This is a genomic window from Sulfitobacter sp. S190, assembly GCF_025141935.1.
Classification (GTDB): Bacteria; Pseudomonadota; Alphaproteobacteria; order Rhodobacterales; family Rhodobacteraceae; genus Sulfitobacter.
Map to the genome: position 1 here is coordinate 21,309 of NZ_CP081123.1, position 11,819 is coordinate 33,127.

Below are 11,819 nucleotides of genomic sequence, written 5' to 3' on the forward strand. Positions count from 1 at the left end.
GCGGCGTAAATCAGTCACCGTGCCACGGTTGATGGGGATCGGGCAGGGGGATCGCATCTAACAAGGCGCGAGTATAGGCGGCTTGGGGTCTCTCGAATAAGTCAGGCGTTTTTCCCTGTTCTACGATGTGTCCGTTGTGCAGAACGATGATGTCACTGCACAGACGCCGCACGACAGAGAGGTCATGGCTGATGAACGCGAGGGTGAGGCCAAGATCGCGCACCAGATCACCCAGCAGGTTCAGAACCTGCGCCTGACTGGATACGTCGAGGCCGGAAACGATTTCGTCCGCCAGTATAAAATTCGGACGCAGGGCGATGGCGCGCGCGATGCCGACGCGCTGGCGCTGACCGCCGGAAAGCTCGTGCGGGTATCGCTGTGCGAAGTTCTGCGGCAGCCCGACCATATCGAGCGCCTCCGCCACCCGCCTGCCGACATTTTCGACGCCGTGCAACCGTAGCGGCCCCGCGATAATCCCGCCAACGCGGCGGCGCGGATTGAGCGATGACATAGGATCCTGAAAGATCATCTGGAATTTTCGGCGCAAGGGTCGAAGTTCTGCCTCGGACAGATGCGTTATGTCCTGACCCCGAAAGCTGATCGTACCTGTATCAGGCTCTAACAGGCGCAACATCGCGCGGCCAAGCGTGGATTTCCCCGATCCGGACCCGCCAACAATACCGACGACCGATCCGGCCTCGATCGTGAACGAGACATTTTTGAGCACGTCATTACGCGGCGCGCGCCCGATCAGCGGCTTCGCGCTTCGATCGGGAAAGCTCAGGCAAAGGTCATGGACGCGGTACATCAACCGTGCCTCGCATCATGCTGGGCAATTTCGGCATCGGCGGCCGCGATCACCTCGGCGGATACGGGCGTCAGGCTGCTGTCCGGATCCGTGTACGTGGGGGTCGCCGCCAGAAGGGCGCGGGCGTAGCTGTGGATCGGCCTTTCGAAAAAGCGGCGCATGGGGGCGTTTTCGACAATCTTGCCCGCGTAGAGAACGCTGAGCCTGTCACAGACTTTGCTCACCACGCCCAGATCATGCGTGACGAAGACGAGCGCGGTGCCATGCGTGCGCTGCATCTGGCGGATCAGTGTCAGAATCTGCTTCTGGACGGTCACGTCAAGCGCGGTCGTCGGCTCATCCGCGACGATGAGATTTGGTTCTGCGGCAAAGGCCGAAGCAATCAGGATACGCTGCCGCATCCCGCCCGACAGCTCATGTGGATAGGACTGCATGACGCGGGTGGGGTCGGGGATATGAACCTCCTCGAGAAGCTCAAGGGCGCGGTCGAAGGCGCGGCGCCTGTTCCACCCCAGTATATGCACCAGCCGGTGGGTGATTTGCGGACCGACGCGCCGGACAGGATTGAGCGCAGTAAGCGGATCCTGCGGGATCAGCGCGGCACGGGCGCCGATACGCCGCCGTCTTTCGGCCGGAGGAAGGGTCAAAAGGTCGGTGCCTTCCAGAATGATCTGGCCGCTGTCGATACGTAATGCGCGGGGCAGGGTGCCCAGTACCGACTTGCCTATCATGGACTTGCCTGCGCCGCTTTCCCCGACGAGCCCCACGACCTGTCCAGCGTGGACCTGCATCGTCACGTCCCGCAAAATGCGGGGCCCCCGCGCGAGCGACACGTTGAGGTTTCTTATGTCCAGATAGGGTGTCATCGCAGCACCGGATCGAAACGGTCTTTGAGCCCTTCGCCCAGTTGCGAAAAGCTCAGGACAGTCAAAAACAGCGTGATAAGTGGGAACACGAGCACCCACCACGCCTGATACACCGACGTGCGCCCCTCGGCGATCATGCCGCCCCAGGTCGGGCTGTCGGTCGAAATGGAGAGGTTCACGAAGCTCAGGATCGCCTCGACAATCACCGCGATCCCCATTTCGAGGGTCAGCAGCACAACGATGGTTGGCAGAACATTCGGCAGGATTTCCGTGAGCATCGTCGAAAGCCGCGACTTCCCCGCCACCTGCGCAGAGGCCACGTAGTCCATCGCGCTTTGTCCCATCGCTTCGGCGCGGATCACGCGGGCAAAGCGGGTCCAATCGATGATGATGATGGCCAGAATGATGGACAACAGACCCGGACCCATCACCGCAATGAGAAGTATTGCAAACAGGACGGGGGGGAAGGCCATCCAGATGTCGATCAGCCTGCTGATGATCCGGTCCGGCCAGCCGCGGTAGTATCCTGCGACCAGTCCGAGACTGCCGCCGATCAGGCATGTCGCACTGCCTGCAACCAGTGCCACGACAAGGGCAAGCCGTGCGCCATAAATGATGCGCGACAACACGTCCCGCCCGAGCGAGTCTGTGCCGAGAAGATACCCCGGTTCTGCCCCTGCTTCCCAGAATGGTGGCAGACGGCCCAGAAAGAGATCCTGCGCCAGAGGATCGTGCGGGGCGATCCACGGGGCACAGACGGCGACAACCGTCAGCACAATCAGCCAGCCGCCCGAAAGCCACAGGCGCAGGCCGACCGGCTGGCGCAGGGTCGCGCGGGCATCACGCATGACGCAGCCGCGGGTTCAGCACCACATAGAGCATATCGACAAGCAGGTTCACGGCCGTAAACAGCACCGCAAACAGGATCACGATCCCCTGGATCAGCGGCAGATCGCGGTTGATGACGGCGTCGATGGCCATGTTGCCCAGTCCTTCGTAGGAAAAAAGCCGCTCGATGATGACGGTGCCGCCGATCAGGAATGTGAACTGCACGCCGACGAGCGTCAGCGTGGGCAGGATCGCGTTGGGAAGCGCTTCGCGGGTAATCACGCGGGTCTCGGCGTATCCTTTCGTGCGCGCCAACGTGACATAGTCGAGGTGCATCGTCTCTTTCAGCGACTGCTTGAGAAGCTGGGAAATGATCGCGGCCAACGGGATGGCGAGCGCGAGTGCGGGCATGAACATATGCGCCACCAGATCTGCGAACACATCGAACCGCAGCCGGAAGAGGCTTTCGAAAAGAAGAAAGTTGGTGGCGAAATCCGTGTTCAGCGACGGCGAGATACGCCCCGAGATATGAAAGACCGGCCAGACGACGCCAAACAGCAGGATCAGCACAAGCCCCCACAGAAAATCGGGCACAGAAAGCGCTATGCCGGAGGTGACATCAATCGCGCCTTCGGTTTTCCCGTCGCGAAAGCGCGTGCCGGCCAACGCCAGTGCACCGCCCAAGATCACGGCGATGACAAGGGCCATGATGGACAACTCCAGCGTGGCGGGCAGGCGGCCCAGCACCAGTTCCGATACCGGCTGCCGCGCGGTGATCGATGTGCCAAAATCACCCTGCACGACGCCGGAAAGCCAGATGGTGAACTGTTCGAAAATAGATTTGTCGAACCCGTATTGAGCTTGCAATCTGGCAATATCTTCTTCGGTGGCGCCGGGGGGCAGCATCATCGCAATGGGATTGCCGGGCACAACACGGATCACGACAAAAACGATAATCGCAACCCCGAACAGGGTGATCACGGTGCCAACAAGCCGGGCAAGGATACTGCGCAAAAGGGTCATTCGGTCAATTCAGAAGGCGGGGCCCCGACAGCGCAGGGTCCCGTCAGATCCGTCAGGCCCGCGTCATTAGATGGGGCAACAGCGCACCGGACCGGTGCGGCTGCACGACGACGCCCTGCGCGTGCAGGATCGGCTGCACATATTGGAGCAAGGGAATGACCTCGGCATTCTCCGCGATCTTGCGATCCACCTCTTTCCAGCCCGCGATCCGCTTGGCCTCGTCCTTTTCCCCCCATAGCGGCAAGATCGCATCGAAGGTTTCCTGCCCGTCCCAGACCGAATGCGGCGAGGGGCCGAACATGGCAAACCCTGTCGATGTGGTCGGATCTCCGACCGAGTTGCCCCAGTTGTAGAACGCGGCGGGGGCCAGTTGATCGGCGGCACGCAGTTCGAAGTGTTTTGCGATCTCGTACACCTCGATCTCCGCCTCTATCCCGACCCGACGCCAAAGGCCGACAATCGCCTGAATGATTTCGTAATCCTTGGGTTTAAAACCACGCGTGGTCTGTATCTTGAACGACACCGGATTGTCCGGACCGTACCCTGACGCCGCCAGAAGCTCCTTGGATTTCTCGGGGTCAAACGGAACTTTGATGGTGTCGTCGAACGCTGCATAATCAGGTGTCTGCAACGTGTCGATCGGCACGCCGTAGCCTGACAGCAGACGGTCCACGATGAGCTGCTTGTCGATCGCGTGCGCCGCTGCCTTGCGTACATTCGGATCGGTCATCACCTCGATATCGTTCAGGAAAATCATCCCGATGTCGGATATCGGCGCGGCAGTTCCTTCGAGCCCGTCTTTTTCTTTCAGGCGGTCAAACTCTTCGTAGGGGATTTCAAGCGTGACATGCGCATTGCCGGATTCGATCTCGGCCACACGTGATGCCGCGTCGGTCACGAATTTGATGGTCACGGTTTTGAATTCAGGCGCACCGCCCCAATAGTTTTCGTTCGCCTTGAGCCTGACAAACGCATTGCGTTCGAACTTTTCGACCATGTAGGGGCCAGTGCCGATCGGCGCCGCTTCAAAGCCGTCTGCACCGACTTCCTCGTAATACTTTTTGGGCATGACATAGCCGGTGAGAAAGCTCATCCATTTGAAGAATGTCGGCTCGTATTCCTTGACGTCCGCCGTGACACGATTGCCCTCGGCGGTGATGTTTTCGACCTTGCCCCAGATGAAGTTGATCGGATTTCCGGTTTCCGGGTTTGCCGCCCGCTGCAGCGACCATGCGACATCCTCGGCGGTGAACGGATCGCCGTTGTGCCATGTCACCCCATCACGCACGTCCATCCAGATCTGGCTCTGATCATCGTTCCAGCCCCAATCCGTGATCAGACCGGAGCCAAAGCTCAGATCGGGGTTCTGTGGGATGAAGAGGTCATAGACCGATTGATAGATCCCTTGGATCGTGGGGTTTACGGCAGATGGGCCGACCGTCGGGTCCCAGCTTGGCAGATTGACGTTGTAGGCAATGACCAGTTCGTCGATCGTTTGCCCAAAGACGGGCATCGCCACGCACGCAAAGCTGGCAGCGGCGGCCGAGGATAGCAGCATGCTTCTTCTGTTGAGTTTCATATCGTGTCTCCCTGTTGAGGTGATGCGCCGTTGTGGCGTCATTTCCCGGCGAGCTTCCGGGCCAGCAGGGTGCCGGGCCCTGCGCCGGTTCCACCCCCGGGCCAGACTGCGGCGCCGGTGTGGTACAGATTGGTAATTGGCGTGGTTCCGTCCGCGAACCCGCGGGCCGGACGGTTCATGAAGTGCTGGTGCAGGTGGTGGCTGCCGCACACCTGATCACCCCCGACGAGGTTCGGGTTGTCCGCCTCAAGCATGGTGGGCGTGACGATATGCTGTCCCAAGATGCGGTCACGGATGCCCGGGGCGTAGCGGTCGACGATGTCCAGAACGCGGTCGGCCATCGGCCCGGCTGCGGTATCCCAATCCGTGGCGGTGATTTCGCCTTTGGCGCACCCTTTGATCTGCCCGGGCAACATCCGCACCTGCAGCCACAACACATGCTGGCCTGCAGGCGCGCGCGACGGATCAACCACCGTCGGTTGGCCACAGACAACCACCGGCTCCGAGGGCAGCAACCCTGCGTTGGCCTGCTGATAGGTCAGCGCCATCTGGTCCATCGAGGGCGCGATATGGACGTAGGCAAAGCGTTTCAACTCCGCGGCCTTCCACTGAGGCAAACCGTCCAGCGCGAGGTGGATCATCATCGTGCCCGGTGCGTGCTGGAACCGTGACATCGCGGTGTCGTGCCGGTCCGACGTGCCGCCCGTCAGACGGGTCAGCGCGGCAGGGGCCACATTCGCAATGACCGCTTTGCCGGCGGTGATCTCGCTCCCGTCGCGCAGCCTGATCCCGCGCGCCTTTCCGCGATCGTGCAGAACCGCGTCGACGGGGCTGTCGCAATGGATGCGTCCGCCGCGCGCGGTGATCATCGACACCATCGCCTTTGTTGCGGTGTCCGCGCCGCCCTTGCCCAGAACCATGCCGAACGCCTGTCCTGCCATCGCCTCGAGATACGGGAAAAGGGCGCCACCCGCGACATCGGGCGCAAAGTCGAGATGCATCCCCCACGCGGCTAGCGTTGCTTTCACGTGCGCGCTTTGAAAAGTTTGGTCAAGCCAGGCGCGCGGTGACATCAGCAGGAAGCGGGCGAGATCCAGCGTCGCGCCACGGCCGCGTTTTCGGACTGTTTTCCAACCTAAAGATGAAAATGCACGTAAATTCATCGGACTGCCCAAAAGTCCGAAGATCGTTTCGGCTTCTTGCGGGAACCCGTCGCTCAGCGCGCCCCATGCGGCGGCGTCGGCGGCGCTGAAACCGCGGATGCGGGCGGTGGTAATCGCGCGGTCGGTCGATATGCCGAGCCATTTTCCGTCAGGAAATACGCTGGCGAAAGGATGGTCCGTCGGCGCGAATTGCAGACCGTTTCGGGCCAGTTCTGCGGCATATTCGGTGTGAAACGCCGATCCGGCGAACAGGGAAAGGTTCATCGCGGCCCAGTCGTGGACGAATCCGTCAAGGGTGTATTGGCCCGACTTCACCGCTCCGCCCGGGGCCGCGCTTTGCTCATATATCGCCACGGTCCATCCGCGGGACAGCAGATGGCATGCACAGGCAAGACTGTTGTGTCCGGCTCCGATGATGATGGCGTCAGGTGGCGCGGTCATTCCCATTCTCCCCACAAGATATTTGCAAACGCATATTGTTTTGTCTAGCATTGTTTCATCACCGCGCGGTCGGATGCCGCGCCAGAAGTCAGGGAGCGATGACGATGAGTGCAGCCGATATGCTTGGAAATTTGGGAGAGATGCTTTTGTCTGGGCAGGTCGAGATCGTCGATTGCTCGGGCGTTCTGGGGCCTGATACGCCGATCCTGCAGCTGCCCCCCGACTTTGCGAAAAACACCCCCAAAGTCGAGATCCACAAGATTTCGGAATACGACAATGACGGCCCGTTTTTTGCGTGGAACTGGATGGTGCTGGGCGAGCATTCGGGCACGCATTTTGACGCGCCGCACCACTGGATCACGGGCAAGGATTATGCCGATGGATATACCGACACACTGGATGTGAACCGTTTGGTGGCGCCGGTGAATGTCATCGATTGCTCAACGCAGACAGCCGAGGATGAAGACTTCCTTCTCACTTCCGATCACATCAAGGCATGGGAGAAAGAACACGGCGACATCGGCGAAGGCGAATGGGTCGTCATGCGGACCGATTGGGACAGCCGCGCAAATGACGAAGACAAATTCCTGAACGCCGATGACACCGGACCGCATTCGCCCGGTCCGACACCCGATGCGATCGAATATCTATTGTCCAAGAAAATCGTGGGTTGGGGAACGCAGTGCATCGGGACCGATGCGGGGCAGGCGGGGGGCATGGAGCCGCCCTATCCCGCACACAACCTGCTGCACCGCGATAATTGTTTCGGGCTGGCTTCACTCGCCAATCTCAGCAAGCTGCCGGCCAAAGGTGCGATCCTGATCGCGGCGCCGTTGAAGATCAAGAATGGCACCGGCAGCCCGATCCGTGCACTTGCCATGGTGCCCAAGGGATAGACGTGGCGCAGGTCGATCATCTGATTATCGGGTCGGGCATCAACGCGTTGGTGGCCGCCGCGATGCTGTCGCGCAAGGGCGACAGCGTATTGGTGATTGAGCGCGAAGAACGGTTGGGCGGCTGCATGTTCACGTCCGACGCGGTCACGCTTCCCGGGTTTCACCACGACGTGATGGCCGCGACGTTCGTGTTGTTCATGACAAGCCCTGCCTACGCTGCTTTGGCCGACGATCTGGCAAAGCACGGGTTCGAATTTTGCCATACGCCCCATCCGACGGCAGTGTTGCGCCCGTGCGGTAACGCAGTGGTGTTGGGCATGGATCGGGGACAGAACGTCGCCGCCTTCAACGCGTTGAGCCCGGGGGCAGGGGAACAGCACGCGGCGGATGTAGGCGCGGTCGAGCGGGACGCCGATTTCCTGTTTGCCTTGCTGGGCCAGCGTCTTTGGTGCCGACAAACCGCCCAGCTGATCGCGAAACAGGCGTGGCGGAAGGGTCTTAACGGATTGAAAGCATGGATCGGTGAGGCGCTCGAACCCGCGCGCGGTTGGCTGGAGACCCGCTACGACAATGAAGACATACAGGCACTCTGGGCGCCGTGGGTTTCGCACGTGGGTCTTACGCCCGAGGCGACCTATTCGGGCCAGATGGGCAGGGTCATCGCCTTCGCGCTCGAGGCGGCGGGCGCGCCCGTGGTCAAAGGCGGCGCAGGACAGGCGGCGGCTGCTTTTTCCGACCTGATCATGGCCAACGGCGGGCAACTCCGGACCGGGGTCGAAGCGAAACGCATCATCGTCCGGAACGGGCGCGCGGTGGGGGTCGAGACAGCCGACGGCAGCCAGTTGCACGCACGCAATGTCATCGCATCCACCGCGCCGGGCCAACTTTTCGATGAATTGCTCGTCGATCAAACGCCGCCCGATGCCGCCAAGAAATTCCGGCACGGCCGCGGCAACTTCCAGCTGCACTATGCCCTTGATGCCCCGCCGGAATGGATTGCCGAGGGGCTGGACGATGTGGCGCTCATTCATCTGAGTGACGGCATCGATGCGGTCTCGAAATCCAGTAACGAGGCCGAAAGGGGCATGATCCCCCAAACGCCAACAATCTGTGTGGGCCAACCCCACGTGCTCGATCCATCCCGCTGCCCGGAGGGCAAGGCGATCCTGTGGTGCCAGATTCCCGACAGTCCGCCGGCGATCAAAGGCGATGCCGCCGGAGAAATCGACACAACGCCCGCATGGACAGCCGACATGCGTGAGGCCTTTGCGGACAGGATCGAAGGAATACTGCGCAAGTCCATCCGCAACTTCGACAAGATCGCGTTGAAGCGGCGGGCCTATTCGCCCGCTGATCTGGAAGAGATGAACATAAATCTCGTCGGCGGCGACCCTTATGGCGGCGCATGTGCGTTGGATCAGTTCTTTGTCTGGCGCCCCCACGCCGGTGCGGTTAACAACGCCACCCGGATCAAGGGGCTGCATCACATCGGCGCCTCGACCCATCCCGGACCGGGCCTAGGTGGCGGTTCGGGCTTTAATCTGGCGAAAGGGCTGGGGGCATGAACAGGCAACGTAAGATCGACACAGAGACAGAGCACCGTCTGGGTGAGATGGGGCTGGAGAATTTCGCACCCTACCTGATGAACAGGATTATGGGGCGGTACAACAATGCGATGCGCGAGGAAATGGCGGCGCTTGGCCTGACCACGCCGCAGATGCGCTCGCTTGCCGTGCTGTCTGTGATCGACGGGATCTTGATCCGCGAACTTGCGGTCTATGCGGTGGTACAGCAATCGACACTCAGCCGGGCGCTGGATGCCCTTGACCGCGACGGGTTGATCCGCCGCGAGACGGATGCAGAAGACAGCCGCGCCACGCGCGTCTATCTGACAGCGGCCGGGCGCGAGGCTTACCACAGGCTCTGGCCGCATATGTCCGCGGCCTACAAGGCGATGTTCAAGGGGATCGACGACGACGAACAGCGGGCCTTTGTGGGAACGCTGCAAAAAATGCTGCGCAATATTCGCAAGCACGATTTCTAGGGCAGGGGACTGATGGCGGAAAGGTCGTTCAAGGCTGAGGTGGAGCATCTGCGCAAGGGGGCAGGTGAGACGTTTACCGGAGAGGGCATTCTGGCGATCACAAAGGCGCTGCTGGAAAACGGCGTGGGATATGTCGGGGGGTATCAGGGTGCGCCGATCAGCCACCTGATGGACGTTCTGGCGGATGCACAGGATTTGATGGGCGAGCTGGGTGTGCGGTTCGAGGCGAACGCGTCCGAAGCTGCAGCAGCGGCGATGCTGGCGGCGTCAGTTCATTACCCGATCCGCGGCGCGGTGACGTTCAAGGGCCCCGTAGGGGTCAACGTGGCCTCTGACGCGCTGGCCAACCTCAGCTCATCGGGGGTAACGGGCGGCGCCCTGATCATCGTAGGCGAAGACTACGGTGAGGGTTCTTCCATCATGCAGGAGCGCAGCCACGGCTTTGCCATGAAGTCGCAATTCTGGCTGCTCGATCCGCGGCCCAACCTTCCGTCCATCACAAAGGCCGTGAAGGACGGGTTCGAATTGTCCGAAGCCTCCAACACGCCCGTCATGTTGATGGTGCGTATCCGTTCGTGCCACGTTACCGGCAGCTTCCAGACACGGGACAATGTGCCGCCGCCGCTGAGCGTGCGCGATGCGCTGAGCGCGCCCCGCTCCGATTTCAATCGTGTCGTTCTGCCTCCGATGAGCTATCTGCACGAACAGGACAAAGTGCAAAACCGCTGGCCTGCCGCCGAGCGGTTCATTGTCGATCACGGGCTGAACGAATTCTTCGGTCCCCGCGATGCGCCAGTCGGGATCGTGGTGCAGGGGGGAATGTACAACGGCGTTATCCGTGCACTTCAAAGGCTCGGACTTGCCGACACCGCAGGGCAAAGCGACATCCCCATTTATGTGTTGAACGTGACATACCCCCTCGTCAGGGATGAGTTCGAGCAGTTCTGCAAAGGCAAGAACGATCTCCTGATCGTCGAGGAAGGCCAGCCCGACCATATAGAGCAGCAGCTGGGATCCTACCTTTTCAAAGCCCGCTCCGACATACGGTTGAGTGGTAAGGACGTGTTGCCAATGGCGGGCGAATACACCGGGCAGGTTATGCTCGATGGTGTCACCGGTTTTCTCAAGAAAGCCGCACCCGACATGCTGCCCAGCATCGTGCGTGCCCCCAACGCGCCTGCCTCCGACATTCCGGATCTGTCGAAAACCGTTCCGATCCGGCCGCCGGGTTTCTGCACCGGCTGCCCCGAGCGGCCGATCTTTGCCGCGATGAAGCTGACGGAGCAGGAGTTGGGCAAACACCAGATTTCGGGCGACATCGGGTGCCACCTGTTTGCATCCCTACCGCCGTTTGAAATCGGCGGCGCGACGATGGGGTACGGGCTGGGCCCTGCATCGAACGCCGCCTTCGACGGGGGCGGCGAAAAACGTGCGATATCGATACTGGGCGACGGGGGCTTTTGGCACAACGGGCTGAGCTCTTCGATCGGCAACATGGTATTCAACCGTTCTGACAGCGTGGCGGTCATTGTCGACAACTACTATTCCGCAGCGACAGGCGGGCAGGATTTGCCATCGTCGCGGGCCAAGAACGCCACAAAAGCCACGGGGCATCCCATCACCAAGGCATTGGAGGGTGTCGGCGTCGAGTGGATACGCCAGGTCGATCATACCTACGATGTCGGCCGTATGCGGTCGGTCCTCCGAGAAGCGCTGACAACCGATTACGACGGCCCGAAAGTCATCGTTGCCTCATCCGAATGCATGTTGAACCGCCAGCGCCGCGAAAAGCCGCAGCGTGCCAAGGCAATCAAGGAAGGCAGGCGCGTCGATATCCCCCGCTTTGGTGTGGACGCGGATGTGTGCACCGGCGATCATGCGTGCATCCGGCTGTCCGGGTGTCCTTCCCTGTCGCTGAAAAGGCTTGATGATCCGCTGCGCGATGATCCGGTCGCGCATATCGACCAAACCTGCGTCGGCTGCGGCAATTGCGGTGAAGTGGCGGATGCGGCGGTTCTTTGTCCGTCTTTCTATCGCGCGGATGTGGTGCACAACCCCGGCAGGGTCGAAATCACGCTGAACAGGGTCCGGTCCAATATCATCAACTGGTTCCAGACCCGACGGGATGCCCGCCGGCTGCGTCTGGAGGATGTCTCTTGAACCTGCAACTG

At 61.0% G+C, this 11,819-nt stretch carries 10 protein-coding genes; 4 read left to right on the top strand and 6 right to left on the bottom strand.

Annotation, left to right across the window (positions count from 1 at the left end; genetic code table 11):
* Positions 1-10: 10 nt before the first annotated feature.
* Genes K3756_RS18540 through K3756_RS18565 form a run of 6 tightly spaced genes read right to left on the bottom strand, consistent with a single transcriptional unit; the run spans position 11 to position 6,708 of the window.
* Complete coding sequence (locus K3756_RS18540) at positions 11-808, bottom strand: ATP-binding cassette domain-containing protein (protein WP_259994185.1); 798 nt, start codon at positions 806-808, stop codon at positions 11-13.
* Entirely contained in the window at positions 808-1,674 is an 867-nt protein-coding gene (locus K3756_RS18545; RefSeq protein ID WP_259994187.1) for an ABC transporter ATP-binding protein, read from the bottom strand. The genes K3756_RS18540 and K3756_RS18545 overlap by 1 nt, the downstream gene beginning before the upstream one ends.
* Positions 1,671-2,522 (bottom strand): ABC transporter permease, encoded by an 852-nt coding sequence (locus tag K3756_RS18550; protein ID WP_259994189.1) that lies wholly within the window; start codon positions 2,520-2,522, stop codon positions 1,671-1,673. The genes K3756_RS18545 and K3756_RS18550 overlap by 4 nt, the downstream gene beginning before the upstream one ends.
* Positions 2,515-3,525 carry an ABC transporter permease gene (locus tag K3756_RS18555; protein WP_259994191.1) on the bottom strand — a complete coding sequence of 337 codons (1,011 nt, stop codon included), beginning with the start codon at positions 3,523-3,525 and terminating at the stop codon, positions 2,515-2,517. The genes K3756_RS18550 and K3756_RS18555 overlap by 8 nt, the downstream gene beginning before the upstream one ends.
* Before the next feature lie 52 nt (positions 3,526-3,577).
* Positions 3,578-5,104 carry an ABC transporter substrate-binding protein gene (locus K3756_RS18560; RefSeq protein ID WP_259994205.1) on the bottom strand — a complete coding sequence of 509 codons (1,527 nt, stop codon included), beginning with the start codon at positions 5,102-5,104 and terminating at the stop codon, positions 3,578-3,580.
* 38 nt (positions 5,105-5,142) lie between these two features.
* The gene (locus tag K3756_RS18565; RefSeq protein WP_259994208.1) at positions 5,143-6,708 is read right to left on the bottom strand and encodes an NAD(P)/FAD-dependent oxidoreductase; all 1,566 of its coding nucleotides are present in this window, start codon (positions 6,706-6,708) and stop codon (positions 5,143-5,145) included.
* Between the two features lie 104 nt (positions 6,709-6,812).
* Here K3756_RS18565 and K3756_RS18570 point away from each other — a divergent pair, with 104 nt between their 5' ends.
* Genes K3756_RS18570 through K3756_RS18585 form a run of 4 tightly spaced genes read left to right on the top strand, consistent with a single transcriptional unit; the run spans position 6,813 to position 11,808 of the window.
* A complete protein-coding gene (locus K3756_RS18570) occupies positions 6,813-7,604 on the top strand; it encodes a cyclase family protein (RefSeq protein ID WP_259994211.1) in 792 nt (263 codons plus the stop codon).
* Between the two features lie 2 nt (positions 7,605-7,606).
* Positions 7,607-9,169, top strand: coding sequence for an NAD(P)/FAD-dependent oxidoreductase (locus tag K3756_RS18575; RefSeq protein WP_259994213.1), 1,563 nt, complete (start codon positions 7,607-7,609; stop codon positions 9,167-9,169).
* On the top strand, positions 9,166-9,648 hold the full coding sequence (locus K3756_RS18580) for a MarR family winged helix-turn-helix transcriptional regulator (protein ID WP_259994215.1): 483 nt from the start codon (positions 9,166-9,168) through the stop codon (positions 9,646-9,648). Before K3756_RS18575 ends, K3756_RS18580 begins: the two co-directional genes overlap by 4 nt.
* A gap of 12 nt (positions 9,649-9,660) precedes the next feature.
* On the top strand, positions 9,661-11,808 hold the full coding sequence (locus tag K3756_RS18585) for an indolepyruvate ferredoxin oxidoreductase subunit alpha (RefSeq protein WP_259994217.1): 2,148 nt from the start codon (positions 9,661-9,663) through the stop codon (positions 11,806-11,808).
* The last annotated feature ends 11 nt before the right edge of the window (positions 11,809-11,819 follow it).